This window comes from Pseudarthrobacter sp. C4D7, assembly GCF_013359725.1.
Taxonomy (GTDB): Bacteria; Actinomycetota; Actinomycetes; order Actinomycetales; family Micrococcaceae; genus Arthrobacter.
In genome coordinates this window covers 47020-64755 of record NZ_JABFMW010000005.1, presented here as the reverse complement: position 1 = coordinate 64755, position 17736 = coordinate 47020, and the positions used below count along the sequence as shown (strand labels likewise).

Below are 17736 nucleotides of genomic sequence, written 5' to 3'. Positions count from 1 at the left end.
GCCGCCGCGAAAGTTCCCCAGGGGCCCGGTTGCAACCGAACCGTGACCGTTGCCGCAGTCCGGCACCGGGCCCCCGGGCGAACTACCCCACGCCCAGGTAGGCCTCCTTGATGGAGGGATCTTCCAGCAGCTGCTTGCCCGTGCCGCTGTGGGTGATCTCCCCCGTTTCCAGCACGAAGGCGCGGTGCGCCCCGGCCAGGGCCTGGTTGGCGTTCTGCTCCACCATCAGGACCGTGGTGCCCTGGTTGTTGATTTCCTTGATGATCTTGAAGATCTGGCGGATAAATTGTGGTGCGAGGCCCATGGAGGGCTCGTCCAGCAGCAGCAGTTTCGGGTTGGACATCAGGGCCCGGCCGATCGCCAGCATCTGCTGCTCACCGCCGGACATGGTGCCCCCGTACTGCTTTTCCCGCTCCTTCAACCGCGGAAACAGATCGAAGACGCGGTCCAGGTCCTTGCCGACGCCGCTTCTGTCCTTGCGCCCGAACGTGCCCATGTCGAGGTTTTCCATGACGGTCATGCCGGGGAAGATGCCGCGACCTTCAGGGGCCTGGGAAATTCCGTGGACCACCCGGATGTGCGCCTTCATTTTGGTGATGTCCTCGCCCGCGAAGGTGATCTTTCCTTCGGAGCAGTTCAAGAGGCCCGAGATGGTCCGCATGGTGGTGGTCTTACCGGCGCCGTTGGCGCCGATCAGTGCCACCACCTCGCCTTCATTGACGGTGAAAGAGATGTCACGCAGGGCCTGGATCCGGCCGTAGTGGACCGACACTCCCTCAAGTTCAAGCAACGTCATCTTCAGGCTCCCCTAGGTAAGCAGCAATAACACGCGGGTCTTCGCGGATCTCCCGCGGCAGTCCGTCTGCAATCTTCTTCCCGAACTCCAGGACCACAATGCGGTCCGTCACGCCCATGACCAGTTTCATGTCGTGCTCGATCAGCAGCACGGTGTAGCCCTCATCCCTGATGGTGCGGATGAGGGCCATCAGCTCCTCTTTCTCGGCCGGGTTGAAGCCGGCGGCAGGCTCATCCAGGCAGAGGACCTTGGGATCGGTGGCGAGGGCCCGCGCAATCTCCAGCCGGCGCTGGTAGCCGTACGGAAGTTGCCGGGACAGGACGTGCGCATGGCTGCCGATGCCCACGAAGTCCAGCAGGGCCATGCCGCGCTCGATGGCCGACTTCTCCTCCCGGATGTGGGTGGGCAGCCGCAGCAGCGCTCCGCCAACACTGGTCCGGTGCCGTGCATCCAGGCCCACCACCACGTTTTCCAAGGCGGTCATCTCACCGAACAGCCGGATGTTCTGGAACGTCCGGGACAGGCCCAGCCGGGTGATCTTGTGCTGCTTGACGCCGTTAAGGACCTGGCCCTCCAGCACCACTTTTCCGCTGGTGGGCTTGTAGACACCGGTCATGGCGTTGAAGCAGGTGGTCTTGCCGGCGCCGTTGGGCCCGATGAGCCCCAGGATCTCGCCGCGTTTGATGTTGAAGCTGACGTTGTCCAGTGCCACCAGTCCGCCGAACTTGATGGTCAGGTTCTGCACCTGGACGATGTCGTCACCCACCTTGACCGCAATATCCCGGTCAGGTGCCACTTTCTCGGCCAACTCCTGGTCCACGCCGGCCTCGGCGAGGGCCTCCACATCCATTTCCGGCGCAACCGGTGCCACCGGGCCGCCGTCGACGGCTCCGTGATGGGCCGGCTGTTGCTCCACATCGCTGGAGCCGGTGTGCTTATCTTCGGAGCTCATGCCTCCGCTCCTCTCTGCCCGGCCGCCCGCGAACTGGGGCCCGCTGGCGAATCGTCGGCGCTGTCCGGCTTCGCGGCATCACGGGTGGTGATCTTGTTCAGTGCCGTCCTGCCGTAGGCCAGCAACCGCTGGCGGGCGGGCAGGAGTCCCTGCGAACGGAAGATCATGATCAACACCAGCGCAATACCGAAAATCAGGTACTTATATTCGGCAATGGCCGTGAACCGCAACGGGATGTAGCTGACCAGGGCTCCGCCCAGGATGGCTCCCACTTTGTTGCCTGCGCCACCCAGGACCACTGCGGCGAGGAACAGGATGGAGGTGGTGACGTCGAACTTCTGGTTGTTGACGAACCCCACCTGTCCGGCGAACAGTGCCCCGGAGAGGCCACCGATCGCTGCGCCGATGGCAAAGGCCCAGACCTTGTACTTGAAGGTGGGAACGCCCATGATCTCGGCAGCGTCCTCGTCCTCGCGGATGGCAATCCAGGCGCGGCCCACGCGGCTCCGTTCCAGGTTGCCCACCAGGAGGGTGACGATGATGATGATGGTCAGGGTCAGCCAGTACCACGGTACGCCGTTTGAGTTGGAGAAGATCGGCGTGCCGTCAGCCTCTGTTCCCGGCGGGTGTCCCACGTTCTGGAAGCCCACCTGGCCCTTCATAGCCGGAATGATGGTGGCCAGGATGCGGATGATCTCGCCGAAGCCGAGGGTCACGATGGCCAGGTAGTCGCCCCTGAGGCGCAGGGTGGGCACGCCCAGCATGACGCCGAAGAACATGGTGACGGCCATGGCAATGGGAAGCGTCCAGAGGTAGGGAATGTGCAGGTAGGGCGAGTCGGGGCTGGTCAGCATGGCCGCGCAGTAGGAACCCACCGCGAAGAACGCAACGTATCCAAGGTCCAGCAGGCCGGCGTATCCCACCACCACGTTGAGGCCGACGGCGATCAGGGCAAACCGGGCCATGTCGAAGCAGGCCAGCGCGAAGTTGTTGCCCGGTTCCGTGGTGATGATGGGCGGGTTGAGCAGCGGGAGCAGGTAGGCCAGGACCACCACGATGGACAGGAACGCCCATTGCTGCTGCCGGGACAGGGCATGCCAGCGGTCGGAGAAGTATCCGGACTTGCGCTTGCCGCGCTGGCGGAGGTCGCTCTTGCCCGCGCCTTTGGATGATGCTTCGCGGTCTTCTGCTGCCTGTTCGGCGGCCGCTGTGTGCAGCGGCGTGGGGCCGTCGGTCATGCTCATGCTTTGCTCCTTCCAAGGGAGGTTCCCAGGATGCCTTCGGGCCGCAGCAGCAGCACGAGCACCAGCACCACGAAGGCTACGACGTCGGTCCACTGCGAGTTGCCCAGCAGGATCTGGCCGTAGTTGCCGATCAGGCCAAGGAGCAGTCCGCCCAGCAGTGCTCCGCGGACGTTTCCGATGCCGCCCAGGACTGCTGCCGCGAACGCCTTGATGCCCAGGACGAACCCACCGCTGTACTGGACACCGGAGGGGATTTTCATGACGTAGAACAAGGCGGCGGCTCCTGCGAGCAGGCCTCCGATGACGAAGGTGGTAATAATGATGCGCTCTTTGTTCACGCCCATCAATGTGGCGGTATCCGGGTCCTGGGCAACCGCCCGGATGCCTCGGCCGGTGCGCGACTTGCTGATGAACCTGTCGATGCCCACCATCATGATCACCGCGGCGATGATGATCACCAGCTGCTGGGAGTCCACGATGGTGCCGAAGACGTCGAAGATGGGCGTGGGCCGGAACATGGTCAGGGCCAGTTCGGGGCTGGGGCCGCGCCACAGGTAGATGAGGTACTGGATGGTGAAGGAGGCGCCGATGGCCGTGATCAGGAAGACCAGACGGGGTGCGTTCCGTTTCCGCAGGGGCTTGTACGCGATCCGTTCCAGGAGGAACGCTGTCACGGCGGACGCGAGCATGGCCAGGACCAGCGCCAGCAGGAGGTTCAGGATGATGGCCCAGATGTCGAGCCTGGGTGCGGAAGGGCCGAAGCCCAGGCTGCTGAGGGTGAAGAAGACTGCGTAGCAGCCAACGATGAACACTTCGGAGTGGGCGAAGTTGATGAGGTTCAGGACGCCGTACACGAGGGTGTAGCCCAGCGCCACAAGCGCATAAATGGCCCCGAACGTGAGGCCGTCAAAGGTGGCACTCCAGAAGTTCTGGGCCAGGGACGGTATATCGAAGGTAATCCAGTCGTTTTCCGTCGGGAGGAGTGGGACAAGAGAGGGAAGCATGGGAACATCCTGATCCAGTTGCACGCGGCTTTGTGGGCCCGGCCGTGGGACTTGTGTCTATTGACGGTGCTTGGTCCTGGGCTGCTGCCAAGCGAAGAAAAGGCTGTGGGGGCCCGCTGGTGCTGGCCCCCACAGCCGGTTCATGCGTGGCTGCTGCTACCCGATGGGGCCGACGGGAACGATCTTGCCGTTTTCCACCTTGTAGCCGTAGACGGTCGGGGCCTGGAGTTCACCCTTGGCGTCCCACTTGTAGTGCTTGCTCAGGCCGTCCTTGTCGTAGGCCTTGACCCATGCCAGCAGGTCTGCACGGCTCTGCTTGCCTGCGTCGATGCCGGACAGGAGGACGGTGGCGGCGTCGTAGCCCTCGATGGAGTACGTGCCCGGTTCAGCGCCCTTGGAGATTTCCTTGTAGGCCGAGGCGAAGTCGGGGATCAGTTCGCCCGGGAGGCAGGGGCAGGTGAAGTAGGCGTTGTTGGAAGCGTCGCCTGCCTGCTTGATGAACTGGTCGTCCTTGACGCCGTCAGGGCCAACGAACGTGCCGGTGAAGCCCTTGCCCACGAGCTGCTGGGCAAAGGGGGCACCCTCTGCGTAGTAGCCGGCGTAGTACACGGCGTCAGCCTTGGCGTTCATGATCTTGGAGATCACGGCCGAGAAGTCCTTCTGGCCGGTGGTCACCTTTTCCGTGCCGGTCAGCGCGCTGCCCAGGCCTGCAGAGGTGGAGGTACCAAGGCCGATGCCGTAATCGGAGTCGTCCTGGACCAGGTAAACCTTCTTGGCGCCAATCTTTCCGGTGAGGAACTTGGCGGCCGCGGGACCCTGGACGGCGTCATTGCCGAGGCCGCGGAAGAAGGTGGTCCAGCCGTTTTCGGTCAGGCCGGGGTTGGTGGCGGACGGGGTGATGTGCACCAGGCCCTTCTGCTCGAAGATGTTGCCCGTGGCCTTGGATTCACCCGAGAACGGGAGCCCGATGACGCCGACGATGTCCTGCTCGCTGACCATCTGGGTGACTGGACCCGTGGCCTTGTTGGGATCGCCTTCAGTGTCGAACTTCTTGAACTGGACCTGGCAGCCGGGGTTCGCCCTGTTGTGCTGGTCGACAGCCAGCTGCACACCGTTGAAGATGTTCACGCCGAGCTGGGCGTTGGGGCCGGTCTGTGCCCCGGCGTAGGCGATCGTGGTGCTGGACGGGCAGCTTCCCTTGCCGTCGCCGGCCGGGAGGACCGCACCGGAGGGAACGTCCACTTTGGAGATGGCAGGGATGTTCACCTTGCTGGACGAACCTGAGCTTTCCGTGGTGCCGGGGCCCGCCTGGTTGGCACAGGCCGACAGCAGCATGCTGAATGTGGCTGCTGCCGCCAACGAGGTGAGGACTTTCTTTCGGTACATTTGTCTGCCTTCCGAAACAGGGCCATGCGATGCGCTTGCGGATCAATGGGGCGCTTCGGCGCCCGGAATTGGACCAGGTATTCCTGATTTAGGTTCAAGCTAATGCATAGACCGCAGGGAAACTAAGTGACTGAGGTCACAGCCTTATAACAGTCGTTGCCTATGTGGAATTAAACGGCGGAAGCCGCCTGCTGTGCAGGCGGCTTCAAGATGGCCACACCGTGGCAGCGGAGGAACAGAACGTACCCCAGGTGGGACTCGAACCCACAACACGCGGATTTTAAGTCCGCTGCCTCTGCCAATTGGGCTACTGGGGCGCCGGGTCAATGGTACCTGCCCGGAACGCGTTGGCTGGAAACGCCGGCGGCGGCCATCCCCGCTTAGGGGACGGCCGCCGCCGGCCGCTGTGAAGCAGGCGCGCTACTTGGCGTTGGCCGCTACCGTTTCCTTGGGGGCGGCAGCGACAGCGCTGGAGCCGGCAGCCGGTGCTGCTGCGGGCGCCGCGGCAGGCTTCGGGGCCGGGGTGGCTGCAGAGACGAAGGCACCGCGGGGGTTGTCCAGGTCCATCAGCTGCGTGGTGTCGCGGCCGGCGAAGAAACCGATAATCCAGTTGAGGATGACCCGGAACTTACGCTCCACCGTGGGCATGGCCATGCCGTGGTAGCCGCGGTGGGCCAGCCAGGCGAGCCCGCCCTTGAGGCCGATCCGGCCCAGGAGATTGATGTTGGCAACGCCCTTCCACTCGCCGAACCCTGCCACGGCACCAAGGTTCTTGTGCTTGTAGTCAGCGAGCGGCTTGTCCCAGCGGGAAGCCCACAGGTTCTTGGCGAGGCGCTTGGCCTGGCGCAGGGCGTGCTGGGCGTTGGGGACGCAGGTGCCGTCCGGCAGGCCCTTGCCGGTGAGGTCCGGAACAGCGGCGATGTCACCTGCGGCCCAGGCGTTCTCCACGATGCCTTCGTCGCCGGAGATACGCAGGTCCGGCAGGACGCGGACGCGGCCGCGGGGTTCGAGCGGGAAGTCGGTGGAGCGGACCATCGGGTTCGCCTGCACGCCGGCCGTCCACACAAGGGTGTCCGCCTCGAATTCCTGGGCGGGAGTCTTGTCCGGAAGGTTGATCAGCTTCAGGCTGCCTTCGGCGCTGTCCAGCGAGGTGTTCAGGAGCACCTCGATGCCGCGGCTGCGCAGGTGCTCAACCACCCAGTCAGCCTGCTTGGCGGTAACCTCGGGCATGATGCGGCCCATGGCTTCAACCAGGACGAAGCGGACTTCCTCCTGCTTGATGCGCGGGTTATTGCGCACAGCGGCGCGGGCGAGGTCTTCCATTTCGGTGATGCATTCGATGCCGGCGAAGCCGCCACCGACAACGACGAAGGTGAGGGCCCGGGCGCGCGCGGCGGGGTCCGTCATGGTGGAGGCAACCTCGATGCGCTCCAGGAGCTTGTTGCGCAGCGCAACGGCTTCCTCGATGGTCTTCAGGCCGATGCCCTTGTCCGCGAGGCCCTTGATGGGGAACGTGCGGGTGATGGCGCCGGCTGCGAGCACGACGTCGAAGTAGGGAACTTCAAAGTTCTCGCCGCCGTCGGCAGGAGCCACAACGGCCGTCCGGTTGACGTGGTCGATCGACGTGACGCGGCCCTGGATGAGCTCGGTCTGCTTGAGGTGCTGGCGGTGGGAGACCACCGCGTGGCGGGCTTCGATGTTGCCGCCGGCCACCTCAGGGAGGAAGGGCTGGTAGGTCATGTAGGGCAGGGGATCAACGACGGTGACGATGCCACCGGCATTCGCGATCTTCTTCTGCAGTTTGAGTGCTACGTAGAGGCCGACGTACCCGCCGCCGACGACGAGTACCCTGGGACGGTCCTGGAGCTGTGGGGTGGTTGCCATTCTTCAAGGGTACAGGAGTTTGTGAAAATCTTCACTAGCCGTCGGCGGGCCCCGTAACCTTGGAACCGGGGCGCTCCTTGACGCTTTCCATGACCCCCGTGTCGGGTTCCTCCACCGCCGGCGAAGGGTTGCGGGCCGCGCGGCGGAGCTGGATGGCAGCAGCGGCAATAATCGCCACGAACAGGGCAGCAAAACCGATCACGACGGCGGCGCCGATGGCACTGTCGCGCTGGGACGGCGCCTTGGCGGCCGGCACGGTGGCTTCGGGCAGGGTGGGTGCCGCGCTGGGCGCCGGGGCTGCGGTGGGAAGCGGCGTTGCCGGGGCGGCATTGCCGCGCCGGTGGACGCGGATCCACTCGGCGATGGTGCCCAGCGGATTGACTTTTGTCTCAGGAACGTCGGCCTTCAGCGCAGCCTCGGCGTTGAGGATGCCGTAGCCGTACAGCGGGTCCTTGCCCGGTGCACCGGCATCCTTGGCCGTGGAGACGATTCTGTTGATGACCTGTTCGGCGCTCATGTCCGGCCACTTGGACCGGATCAGGGCAGCAACGCCGGCCACGATGGGCGTGGACCCGGAGGTTCCCGCCCATTCCGCATAGCCGCCGCCGGGAAGGCCGCCCAGGAGGTTTTCGGCGGGTGCGGCCACGCCGATGCTGATGCCCTGCGACGACGCGTCCACGCTGGCCACATTCCTGCGGTCCAGGCCGGCAACGGTGAGGACGCCCGGGATGGTGGCGGGTGCGCCCACCTGGGTGTTGCCGCCCACCCGGTTTCCGGCGGCGGCCACGATGACCACGTCTTTTTGTTCGGCATACAGGAAGGCGGCGTCCCAGCTTTGCGGCCACTGCGGCGTGGTGCTGCCGAGCGAGATGTTGATGACCTTGGCGCCGTTGTCCACGGCCCAGCGGACTGCTTCCGGGATCTGGTCCTGGTCGCTCTTGCCGGAGGGGTTTGCGGAGCCCAGCCAGGTGGAAACTGAGAGGAGCTGCGCTTCCGGGGCCACGCCCATGATGCCGTCCGGCGGAACTGTCGGCGCTGGGCTGGGGCTGGGGCTGGCAGCGGCGGGCTGGTGTCCGCGCCCTGCGAGCATGGTGGCGACCAGGGTGCCGTGTTCAGGCTTGGACCCGACGCTCTTCAGGCCGTCCGGCTGGCCTGAGCCTGAGGCGTCGTAGCCACCGACGACGGCGCCCTTGAGGTCCGGGTGTTGCGCATCGATGCCGCTGTCGATGATGGCCACCTTCACGCCGGCGCCCTTGGACACTTCCCAGGCCTTGGTGATGCCCGAGTCTGCCAGCCAGTATTCCTTGTCACGCCACTCGTCGGCACGGGCGGCGGGGGCGGTGAACAGCCCGGCGCACAGGCAGCAGGCGGCCAGCAGGACGGCCATGAGGGCGGCCGCGGTCCGGGATGCGAACGGGGTTGGAGCTGGGGTGGAATGCATGGACTACCCGATGCTCAGGGCGATGCCATCGAGGATGTCGTGCTCGCTGGCGGTGGCCGCGGTGATCCTGCCGCCGGTCAACTCCCCCATCCGCTCCAGGATGCGCCGCCACACCAGTCCCCCGGCGCCGATGACGTCGACCCGTCCGGGGTGCATGTACGGCAGGGCTGCCCGGCCGGCGCGGGTCATGTTCAGCAGGTCGGTGGCGGCGTCGCGGATGTCCGCGATGGGCAGTTCCGCCCCGTGGATGGCGCTGGGTGAGTATTCCGGCAGGTGGAGTGCGTGCGCGGTGATGGTGGTGACGGACCCGGCAACGCCGACGACGGCGGTGGCGTGTTCCAGGGGCACATCGCGGCCGGCAGTGGCCATGGCTGCGTCCACGTCGGCTTCTGCGGCGGCGATTTGTTCGGCAGTGGGCGGATCGTTGCGCAGGTGCCGTTCGGTCAGCCTGACGCAGCCGATATTCACGGACCTGGCAGCGGTGACGCCCGCTGCGGTGCCGAGGACGAACTCGGTGCTTCCCCCGCCGAGGTCCACCACGAGAACCTGCTGGCCGTCCAGGACGGGCAGGACGCTGCTGGCTCCGGCAAAGGACAGTGCAGCTTCCTCGTCCCCGGAGATGACCTCAGGTTCCACGCCCAGCAGTTCCCTGACGCCGTCCACGAAGACGTCCCGGTTGCGGGCATCGCGGCTGGCGGAGGTGGCGACGAAGCGGATCCGCTCTGCGCCGTGCTCCTTGATCAGGCGGGCGTAGTCGGCTGTTGCGGCGAGCGTGCGCTCCAAGGCCTCCGGAGCCAGCTCGCCGGTGGCGTCCACTCCATGGCCCAGCCGGACCACGCGCATCTCGCGGTGGACGTCGGTGAGCGTTGTGCCGCCGTTGCTGCGGTCGATGGCGGCGATCAGGAGCCGGATGGAGTTGGTGCCGCAGTCGATGGCGGCCACGCGGGTCACTCGGGCACTCCCGTGGTTCCGGCGGATTTCCGGACCGGGGCGGGCCGGCCCACGATGTCCGGGAGCCCCTGGGGCCCGTGGCGGCTCAGGTCGCGGGACGGTGCCTCACCGGCGGTGTCCCAGGCGCCGTCGCAGTAGCACTTGTCAGCAGTCCACCATTCGCTGATCATGCCGATCGCCTGGTCGCCCAGGGGGTTGACGCCGCTGCCCGCTGCCAGGGAGTGGCCCACCAGGACGTGCAGGCATTTGACGCGGGTGGGCATCCCGCCGGCGGAGACGCCGTCGATCTCCGGCACCGGGCCGATGCCTGACCGCTGCCCGATGGCTTCGCGGGCGGCCAGGTACTCTTCGTGGGCTGCCCGGTAGGCGGCGGCGAGTCCGTCGTCGCCGGCCAGCTGGTCGTTCATGGCGTTCATGACGCCGGCCGCTTCAAGCCTGGAAACCGCGGACGTGATCACCGGGTGCGTCAGGTAGAAGGTGGTGGGGAACGGGGTGCCGTTGCTGAGCCGGGGCGCGGTGGCGGCCACCAGCGGGTTGCCGCAGACGCAGCGCGCCGGAATCTCCACGACGTCGCGGACGGGGCGTCCCAGCTGCCTGCTCAGTACTTCAAGGTCGTGTGCTGTTGGTTGGCGGGATTCGTCCCGGGCGGCTGCCGTGTTGTGTTCCACTGTCGCGGGCCGTCCTTCCTGTGCGGTTCAGTCTGTGGCCGCGCGCCTGATGGACTCCCACAGGGAATCCACCCACGGCAGATCGGCGGGGTCTTGTGCTGCTGTGCCGGCGGGGCTACTGCTTTCTCCGGCCGGCTCATCGCTGCCAAAAACCCAGTAGCCGGTTTCGCCCGGCATAACCATGTTAATGCGGTCGCGGGCCTGCTGCTTGACGTAGTTGGGGTCCTGCCAGCGGGAAACCTGCTGCCGGAGGGCGTCGCCTTCGGCCTGGCGTGCGGCGATATCAGCGTTGAGGGCGTCGATCTCGGCCTTCTTGTCGAAGAAAATCTTGACCGTGGGCGCCAGCATGATGGTAATGGCGATCATCACCACGGCCAGTGCCAGCATGCGGCCGGAGAACGCCTTCGCGGGCACAGGGTGCTGGTCCACGTCGTGGCCGTGGGCCCCGTCCCCATCCGCCTGGCTGCTGCCCTTGTGTCCGGCGCGTGGCCCGGCCCCGTGGGCCTCCCCCGGCTTCCCGGAGCCCTTGCCCGGGGTTGCCCGGCCGTTGTCCTTTGATGGTGCGGAGGCTGCCGACCCCCCGCCCTTGGCCGGGCGGAAATCTGCCCGGATCACGTCTGCACCGGTGGAGGAGGCGTCGTGGTCCGCCGTCTTCGCCGGACGGGCGGGGGCAACCTTGGGGACTTTGGGGCGGCGGGTAGCCATGACACTCCTGAAACGCAGCCTGCCTGGGCCGCCACTATCTGTGCTGGACATTGACTGCTGCCGGAAACAACAGCGGTGGCTATGGTCTTTCAACCATAGCCACCGCGGATGGGTTTAGGCGGTTACTAGCCCTTGAAACGCGGGAACGCGCTGCGTCCGGCGTAGCGTGCGGCGTCGTCCAGTTCCTCTTCGATGCGCAGCAGCTGGTTGTACTTCGCTACGCGCTCGGAGCGGGCCGGGGCGCCGGTCTTGATCTGGCCGGCGTTGGTGGCCACCGCGATGTCGGCGATGGTGGTGTCCTCAGTTTCGCCGGAGCGGTGCGAGGTGATGGTGGTGTAGCCGGCGCGCTGGGCCAGGCTGACGGCGTCCAGGGTCTCGGTCAGTGAACCGATCTGGTTGACCTTGACCAGCAGGGAGTTGGCGGTCCGGGTGTCGATGCCGCGCTGCAGGATGGAGGGGTTGGTGACGAAGAGGTCGTCACCCACCAGCTGGACCTTGTCGCCGATGGCGTCGGTAAGGGTCTTCCAGCCGTCCCAGTCGTTCTCGTCCAGCGGGTCCTCGATGGAAACCAGCGGGTAATCCGCAACGAGCTCGGCGTAGTAGGCGCTCATGTCGCTGGCGGACAGTGCCTTGCCCTCGAACTGGTAGGCGCCGTCCTTGTAGAACTCGGAGGAGGCAACGTCCAGGGCCAGGGCGATGTCCTTGCCCGGGGTGTAGCCGGCGTTCTTGATGGCTTCCTGGATCAGGTCCAAGGCTGCGCGGTTGGACGGCAGGTTGGGCGCGAAGCCGCCTTCGTCGCCGAGGCCGGTGGACAGGCCCTTCTGCTGCAGCACGGACTTGAGGTTGTGGTAGACCTCAACGCCCCAGCGCAGGCCCTCGGAGAAGGTCTCGGCGCCGATGGGGGCGATCATGAATTCCTGGATGTCGACGTCGGAGTCGGCGTGGGAGCCACCGTTGAGGATGTTCATCAGCGGCACGGGGAGGACGTGGGCGTTGGGGCCGCCCAGGTACTTGTACAGCGGCAGGTCGGCGGACGCTGCCGCGGCGTTGGCGACGGCCAGGGAGACACCCAGGATGGCGTTGGCGCCGAGCTTGCCCTTGTTGGGGGTCCCGTCCAGGTCCAGCATGGCCTGGTCGATGCTGCGCTGGTCGGTGGCGTCGAAGCCGGTCAGGGCGGGGGCGATCTGGTCGATCACGGCGTCGACGGCCTTCTGCACGCCCTTGCCGAGGTAACGGCCCTTGTCGCCGTCACGCAGCTCGACTGCTTCGTGCTCGCCGGTGGAGGCACCGGAGGGAACGGCCGCGCGGCCGATCTGGCCGTCCGAAAGCAGGACTTCAACTTCGACGGTGGGGTTGCCGCGGGAATCGAGGATCTCGCGGGCGTGGATGGCATCGATAAGCGCCATGAATTTGCTCCTTATGGGCGATTAACGGGGGGAATCAGGCAGAAAACTCGACGTACTCGTCAGGGTCCAGCCTAGTCGAGAGTGCTCGCGGTTACTCAAACCGGTCATGGCCTGGACGTCATGATGGCGTGTGGCCACTTTGGTCCCTCTGGCCACGCTGGTAGCGGCGGACGGCACTGCGCAGGGCACGCTCTGCGTCCATGCCGTTGTCCCGGGCAGAACGGACGACGGCGAGAAGCTGGTTTCCGAGCTCCTCCTCGTTGTCGGGGACGGGAATCCCCGCGGGCAGCCCCAGGCCGGCGCGGGCGGCGCGGTCCAATGACTTTTGCGCCCTGGCCAGTGCCGGGAGTGCCTGCGGAATTCCTTCGAAGGGATCCTGCCGTTCAGGCTTTTCGGCACGTTTGACGGCGTCCCACTTCTGCTCGATCTCCGCCACGGTGGCCGGGAAGCTGTCCTGCAGGGAGCCATCGGGCCGGAAAACATGGGGGTTCCGGCGGACCATCTTGGCACCCAGGCCGCGCGCCACGTCGTCGAACGCGAAGGCACCGCGCTCCTCCGCGAGGCGGGCATGGAGCACCACCTGGAGCAGCACGTCGCCCAGCTCGCCCTGCAGTTCGGCCTCGGGGTGGCCGTCCTCGATGGTTTCGGCCGCTTCGTAGGCCTCCTCCAGGAGGTATTCCACCAGGGAGGCGTGCGTCAAGGCACCCATCCAGGGGCAGTGTTCGCGCAGCTGGGCGATGCGGCCCAGCAGTTCCTCGGTGGCGGAACTGCCGGGCCGGGATTCGGGATCAGCCAAGGTTGGCGTAGGCGTCGTTGATGTACTCCACCAGCGCTTCCTTTTCCTCCAGGGGCAGGAAGGATGCCTCGGCAGCGTTGAGAGTGAGCTCCAGCAGGTCGTCGAGGTCGTAGTCGAAGGTTTCCACCAGCAGGTTGAATTCGTCCGTCAGGGTGACGCCGCTCATCAGGCGGTTGTCGGTGTTGATGGTGACGTTGAAGCCCAGCTGGTAGAGCATGTCCAGGGGGTGGCTTTCGATGCCTTCACCGAACTCCGCGATGGCGCCGGTCTGCAGGTTGGAGGATGGGCAGATTTCCAGGGCGATGCCGCGGTCGCGGATCCAGCTGGAGAGGTCGCCCAGGGTGACCAGGCCTACGGTGTCACCGGCTTCCTCGTCGTCGTCGAATTCCACCATGATGTCCTCGGCGATGCGGACGCCGTGCCCCAGCCGCAGCGCGCGGCCGTCCACCAGTGCAGACTGGATGCTCTCCAGCCCGGCAGCCTCACCGGCGTGCACGGTGGCCGGGAAATTGTGCTGGGCGAGGTAGGTGAAGGCGTCCCGGAAGCGGCTGGGCAGGAACCCGTCCTCAGCGCCGGCAATGTCGAAGCCCACGGCCCCCTGGTTGCGGTGGCGGACCGCCAGTTCGGCGATCTCCTGGCCGCGGTCGGCGTGGCGCATGGCGGTGATCAGCTGGCCTACCTGGATCTCGCGTCCGGTCTCGGAGACGGCTTCGACGCCGGCTTCCAGGCCGTCCTGGACAGCCTCCACGGCCTCGTCGAGGCTGAGGCCCTTCTGGAGGTGCTGCTCGGGCGCCCAGCGCACTTCGCCGTACACCACGCCGTCGTCCGCGAGGTCTTCGACAAATTCCTTGGCGACGCGGAACAGTCCGTCGTAGGTCTGCATGACGGCCACGGTGTGGTCGAACGTCTCCAGGTAGCGGACCAGGGATCCGGAGTCGGCCGAATCGCGGAACCACTGGCCCAGGGCCACGGGGTCCGTGGAGGGAAGCGTGTGGCCAACGGCCTCGGCCAGTTCGATGATGGTGGCCGGACGGAGTCCTCCGTCCAGGTGGTCGTGAAGGGAAACCTTGGGCAGGTCCTTCAGGTCAAAATCGATGGCAGGGGCAGCGTCAAGAATGGGCTCAGTCACGTTCCCACCTTAGGGTGGGCGGCAGTTCAAAGCCAGCCGCCCGGAACCGGCCCGCATAGGCCGCCGTCCAGCTCCGGGGAGCTACTTGCCGGCGGGACCGGCTTCTGCTGACCGGGACACGAGGGCCTGGGTGCCCGGCCTGTCCTCCTGACCGGAACCGGAGGACTCACCGGCCCACTCATCGGGCTGGTTGGCGTCCTGCCGGCCCAGCCGCTTGTGCCACCAGCGGAGCAGGTGGTCGATGAGGATGCCCAGGACAATGGCGAAGACGACGGCGATGCCCGCGCTCAGCAGCGGGTTGTGGTGCAGCCAGGGGAACGAACTGGCCAGCAAGCCGATGCCAAGGGAGTAGCCCACCCAGGTCAGGCAGGCAAAGGCGTCGAAGACGAAGAAGCGGCGGTGCGAGAATCCGGTGCTTCCGGCCACGTAGTTGACGGCCACCCGGCCCCAGGGAATGTAGCGGGCAGTGAAGATCAGGACCGCTCCGCGTTTCTCCAGCTCATAGCGGGCCCAGGCGAAGACTTTCCGGACCTTGGGCCGGCGCATCCAGCCCCACCGGTCCAGGCCGATCCTGCGGCCGAGCATGTACGCCATGTTGTCACCGGCTATGGCGCCGACCAGTGCCGTGAGGCCGAGGATCCAGAGGTTGGGTTCGCCGCTGTGCCGTGAGAAGGCGGCGAGCGCCACGATGAGGGTCTCGCTGGGGACCACCATGGCGAAACCGTCCACGAAGAAGAACACCAGCAGCACGGGATAGATCCACCACTGGCCCGCTGCATGGAGCACGGCCTCATTAATAAACTCCACGCGGTGTTGCTCCTGTAGAAAAATGACACAGCCAAAGTGCCGCAGCCAAAGCGGAAATCGTTCCTAAGTGTCCCACGCCCCGGGCCCTGTCCGCTACGCCCCAATGCCCGGAATTACCCGTTAAACGCGCAGGTCAGGCCCCGGGTTCCCGGATCCGTTCCACCACGTTGGGTTTACCCCGGAATTTGTTGATCACCAGGTCAACCACGATGCCCAATGCCACGGCGCAGACAATGGCAATGGCCGCGCCCAGCAGATGGTTGTTTTCAAACCACTGGCCGAAGAAGAGCCCGATCGCCACCGAGTAGCCGGCCCACAGGCTGGCCGAAAGGATGGTGAGGCCCACGAAGCGCAGGTGCGGGTAGTGCGTGACGCCGGCGGTCAGGTTCACGGCCACCCGGCCGATGGGGACGAACCGGGCTACGAGGATCAGCGATGCCGGGCGTTTGTGAAGCTCCCGGCCCGCCCAGCGGAAGGCGGCCTGCATGCGGGGGCCGCGCATCCACGCCCAGCGACTTGTGCCCACCCGGCGGCCCAGCAGGTAGGCGATGTTGTCTCCCAGGAAGGCCCCCGCTGCCGCCACCAGCACCAGGAGGATCGGGTTGGGAACATCAGCGGTGGCGGCCACGGCGGCGAGGCCCACCACCACGGACTCGCTGGGGACGGGCGGGAAGAAGCCATCGATGATGCAGCAGGCCAGCACCAGGACCAGCACCCACGGCTGGCCGGCTGCGGTGAGGATGAAGTCATTGATGGCTTGCATGGGTCCTACGCTATGCGGTCGATGATGAGCTGCTGGGCAGGCCGCGAACCTTCCGGAGCGATAACGACGGCGTGTTCCAGGGCTTCCCGGGCGCGGGCGAACCGCTCCGGGGTGTCGGTGAGCAGTGTCATCAGGGGTTCCCCGGCGCGCACGGTGGCTCCGGGCTTGGCGTGCATGCACACTCCCGCGCCGGCCTGCACCGCGTCTTCCTTGCGCGCGCGGCCGGCACCCAGCCGCCACGCGGCCACGCCGACGGCGAGTGCGTCCAGTTCCACCAGCACACCGTCGGCGGGGGCGTAAACAACGTCGGATTCCCTGGCCACGGGGAGCACCGCGCGGGGGTCGCCACCCTGGGCGGTGATCATGCGGTTCCATACGTCCATGGCACGGCCGTCCTTGAGGGCGGCGGCCGGGTCGGCGTCCTGCACGCCTGCGCAGGCGAGCATCTCTTCGGCGAGCCGGACGGTCAACTCCACGACGTCCTCCGGGCCGCCGCCGGCCAGGACCTCCACGGACTCCTCCACCTCGATCGCGTTGCCGGCGGTCAAACCCAGGGGGGTGTTCATGTTGGTCAGCAGCGCAACCGTGTTGACCCCTGCATCCTTGCCGAGCGCCACCATGGTCTCCGCCAGTTCGCGCGCTGTGGCTTCGTCCTTCATGAAGGCACCGCTGCCCACCTTGACGTCCAGCACCAGTGAGCCGGTGCCCTCAGCGATCTTCTTGCTCATGATGGACGAGGCGATCAGCGGAATGGCCTCCACCGTTCCCGTGACGTCGCGCAGGGCGTAGAGCTTCTTGTCCGCCGGGGCCAGGCCTGCACCGGCGGCACAGATCACCGCACCCACATCCTGGAGCTGGGCAAGGATCTCGTCGTTGGCCAGGTTGGCCCGCCAGCCGGGAATGGACTCGAGCTTGTCCAGGGTGCCCCCGGTGTGGCCCAGGCCGCGGCCGGACAACTGCGGGACAGCCACGCCGAAAACCGCCACCAGCGGGGCCAGCGGGAGGGTGATCTTGTCCCCCACCCCACCGGTGGAATGCTTGTCCGTGGTGTACTTCAGGCCGCCGTCAGGGCGCCGCAGGCTGGAGAAGTCCATCCGCTCTCCGGAGGCGATCATGGCTGCCGTCCAGCGGGCGATCTCGGCCCGGTCCATACCGTTGAGCAGGATGGCCATGTTCAGGGCCGCCATCTGTTCATCCGCGATGGCGCCCCGGGTGTAGGCGTCGATGGTCCAGTCGATCTGTTCGGGGCTCAGCGTCCCTTTGTCGCGCTTGGTGCGGATGATGTCTACGGCGTCGAACGCCTCTGCTTTATTGCCGGTCAACGGGTCTCCTCCAGGTGTTCGGGACCGAAGGCATCGGGCAGCACCTGGTCCATGGTCTTGATTCCGCGGCTGGTCATGAGCTGCATGCCGGGGGCGCTGAATTCGTACAGTAGCTGTCGGCAGCGGCCGCAGGGCATGAGGACGGTGCCTTCACCGTCCACGCAGTAGAACGCCCGCAGCAGTCCCCCGCCGGTCATCTGCAGTTCCCCCACCAGGACGCACTCGGCGCAGAGGGTCAGGCCGTAGGAGGCATTTTCCACGTTGCAGCCGCTGACAATCCGGCCGTCCCCGGTCAGGGCCGCGGCTCCCACCGGGAACTTCGAGTACGGGGCGTAGGCATTCTTCATGGCGGCCGCTGCAGCCTCTTCAAGGGCTGCCCAGTCAACAGGCTGCGCGCCGCTGTCATGCCGGCTTCCCGCCAGGGAACCGCCACGGTGCACGTCAGCCTTCTCCGCTTTATCCACGTCAAGCTCCTCCATGCC

17 protein-coding genes and 1 tRNA gene are annotated in these 17736 nt (G+C 66.3%); all 18 read right to left on the bottom strand.

Annotated elements, in window-relative coordinates:
• Positions 1-82: 82 nt before the first annotated feature.
• Positions 83-790: an ABC transporter ATP-binding protein gene (locus HNO81_RS05890; protein WP_371818177.1), complete on the bottom strand. Its 708-nt coding sequence runs from the start codon at positions 788-790 to the stop codon at positions 83-85.
• Positions 783-1748, bottom strand: a complete 966-nt coding sequence (locus tag HNO81_RS05885; RefSeq protein WP_175317204.1) for an ABC transporter ATP-binding protein — start codon at positions 1746-1748, stop codon at positions 783-785. Before HNO81_RS05885 ends, HNO81_RS05890 begins: the two co-directional genes overlap by 8 nt.
• Positions 1745-2992, bottom strand: coding sequence for a branched-chain amino acid ABC transporter permease (locus HNO81_RS05880; protein WP_175317203.1), 1248 nt, complete (start codon positions 2990-2992; stop codon positions 1745-1747). Before HNO81_RS05880 ends, HNO81_RS05885 begins: the two co-directional genes overlap by 4 nt.
• A complete protein-coding gene (locus tag HNO81_RS05875) occupies positions 2989-3996 on the bottom strand; it encodes a branched-chain amino acid ABC transporter permease (RefSeq protein ID WP_175317202.1) in 1008 nt (335 codons plus the stop codon). The genes HNO81_RS05880 and HNO81_RS05875 overlap by 4 nt, the downstream gene beginning before the upstream one ends.
• 156 nt (positions 3997-4152) lie before the next feature.
• Positions 4153-5382: a branched-chain amino acid ABC transporter substrate-binding protein gene (locus HNO81_RS05870; RefSeq protein WP_175317201.1), complete on the bottom strand. Its 1230-nt coding sequence runs from the start codon at positions 5380-5382 to the stop codon at positions 4153-4155.
• 243 nt (positions 5383-5625) lie between these two features.
• Positions 5626-5699 (bottom strand) — tRNA-Leu (locus HNO81_RS05865).
• Positions 5700-5802: 103 nt separating this feature from the next.
• Positions 5803-7266, bottom strand: coding sequence for an NAD(P)/FAD-dependent oxidoreductase (locus HNO81_RS05860; protein ID WP_175317200.1), 1464 nt, complete (start codon positions 7264-7266; stop codon positions 5803-5805).
• A 34-nt stretch (positions 7267-7300) separates the two neighbouring features.
• Positions 7301-8707: a S8 family serine peptidase gene (locus HNO81_RS05855; RefSeq protein WP_175317199.1), complete on the bottom strand. Its 1407-nt coding sequence runs from the start codon at positions 8705-8707 to the stop codon at positions 7301-7303.
• 3 nt (positions 8708-8710) lie between these two features.
• A complete protein-coding gene (locus tag HNO81_RS05850) occupies positions 8711-9658 on the bottom strand; it encodes a Ppx/GppA phosphatase family protein (protein WP_175317198.1) in 948 nt (315 codons plus the stop codon).
• On the bottom strand, positions 9655-10326 hold the full coding sequence (locus HNO81_RS05845) for a DUF501 domain-containing protein (protein ID WP_175317197.1): 672 nt from the start codon (positions 10324-10326) through the stop codon (positions 9655-9657). The genes HNO81_RS05850 and HNO81_RS05845 overlap by 4 nt, the downstream gene beginning before the upstream one ends.
• Before the next feature lie 27 nt (positions 10327-10353).
• The gene (locus tag HNO81_RS05840; protein WP_175317196.1) at positions 10354-11031 is read right to left on the bottom strand and encodes a septum formation initiator family protein; all 678 of its coding nucleotides are present in this window, start codon (positions 11029-11031) and stop codon (positions 10354-10356) included.
• A 125-nt stretch (positions 11032-11156) separates the two neighbouring features.
• Positions 11157-12437: a phosphopyruvate hydratase gene (gene eno, locus HNO81_RS05835; protein WP_175317195.1), complete on the bottom strand. Its 1281-nt coding sequence runs from the start codon at positions 12435-12437 to the stop codon at positions 11157-11159.
• Positions 12438-12555: 118 nt separating this feature from the next.
• The gene (locus tag HNO81_RS05830) at positions 12556-13146 is read right to left on the bottom strand and encodes a MazG nucleotide pyrophosphohydrolase domain-containing protein (RefSeq protein WP_175317302.1); all 591 of its coding nucleotides are present in this window, start codon (positions 13144-13146) and stop codon (positions 12556-12558) included.
• 79 nt (positions 13147-13225) lie between these two features.
• Positions 13226-14362, bottom strand: a complete 1137-nt coding sequence (locus HNO81_RS05825; RefSeq protein ID WP_175317194.1) for an adenosine deaminase — start codon at positions 14360-14362, stop codon at positions 13226-13228.
• 81 nt (positions 14363-14443) lie between these two features.
• Positions 14444-15169 carry a DedA family protein gene (locus tag HNO81_RS05820; protein WP_175317193.1) on the bottom strand — a complete coding sequence of 242 codons (726 nt, stop codon included), beginning with the start codon at positions 15167-15169 and terminating at the stop codon, positions 14444-14446.
• 133 nt (positions 15170-15302) lie between these two features.
• Positions 15303-15932: a DedA family protein gene (locus HNO81_RS05815; RefSeq protein WP_175317192.1), complete on the bottom strand. Its 630-nt coding sequence runs from the start codon at positions 15930-15932 to the stop codon at positions 15303-15305.
• Between the two features lie 5 nt (positions 15933-15937).
• On the bottom strand, positions 15938-17254 hold the full coding sequence (locus HNO81_RS05810) for a thymidine phosphorylase (RefSeq protein ID WP_175317191.1): 1317 nt from the start codon (positions 17252-17254) through the stop codon (positions 15938-15940).
• The gene (locus HNO81_RS05805) at positions 17251-17733 is read right to left on the bottom strand and encodes a cytidine deaminase (RefSeq protein WP_175317190.1); all 483 of its coding nucleotides are present in this window, start codon (positions 17731-17733) and stop codon (positions 17251-17253) included. The genes HNO81_RS05810 and HNO81_RS05805 overlap by 4 nt, the downstream gene beginning before the upstream one ends.
• Positions 17734-17736: the final 3 nt, after the last annotated feature.

What these genes read in the sequence shown, in the direction of transcription:
- HNO81_RS05870 (WP_175317201.1), bottom strand. Translation starts at nt 5,382, where the DNA reads ATGTACCGAAAGAAAGTCCTCACCTCGTTGGCGGCAGCAGCCACATTC.
- HNO81_RS05805 (WP_175317190.1), bottom strand. Translation starts at nt 17,733, where the DNA reads ATGGAGGAGCTTGACGTGGATAAAGCGGAGAAGGCTGACGTGCACCGT.
- HNO81_RS05880 (WP_175317203.1), bottom strand. Translation starts at nt 2,992, where the DNA reads ATGAGCATGACCGACGGCCCCACGCCGCTGCACACAGCGGCCGCCGAA.
- HNO81_RS05830 (WP_175317302.1), bottom strand. Translation starts at nt 13,146, where the DNA reads ATGGGTGCCTTGACGCACGCCTCCCTGGTGGAATACCTCCTGGAGGAG.
- HNO81_RS05855 (WP_175317199.1), bottom strand. Translation starts at nt 8,707, where the DNA reads ATGCATTCCACCCCAGCTCCAACCCCGTTCGCATCCCGGACCGCGGCC.
- eno (WP_175317195.1), bottom strand. Translation starts at nt 12,437, where the DNA reads ATGGCGCTTATCGATGCCATCCACGCCCGCGAGATCCTCGATTCCCGC.
- HNO81_RS05885 (WP_175317204.1), bottom strand. Translation starts at nt 1,748, where the DNA reads ATGAGCTCCGAAGATAAGCACACCGGCTCCAGCGATGTGGAGCAACAG.
- HNO81_RS05875 (WP_175317202.1), bottom strand. Translation starts at nt 3,996, where the DNA reads ATGCTTCCCTCTCTTGTCCCACTCCTCCCGACGGAAAACGACTGGATT.
- HNO81_RS05815 (WP_175317192.1), bottom strand. Translation starts at nt 15,932, where the DNA reads ATGCAAGCCATCAATGACTTCATCCTCACCGCAGCCGGCCAGCCGTGG.
- HNO81_RS05860 (WP_175317200.1), bottom strand. Translation starts at nt 7,266, where the DNA reads ATGGCAACCACCCCACAGCTCCAGGACCGTCCCAGGGTACTCGTCGTC.
- HNO81_RS05840 (WP_175317196.1), bottom strand. Translation starts at nt 11,031, where the DNA reads ATGGCTACCCGCCGCCCCAAAGTCCCCAAGGTTGCCCCCGCCCGTCCG.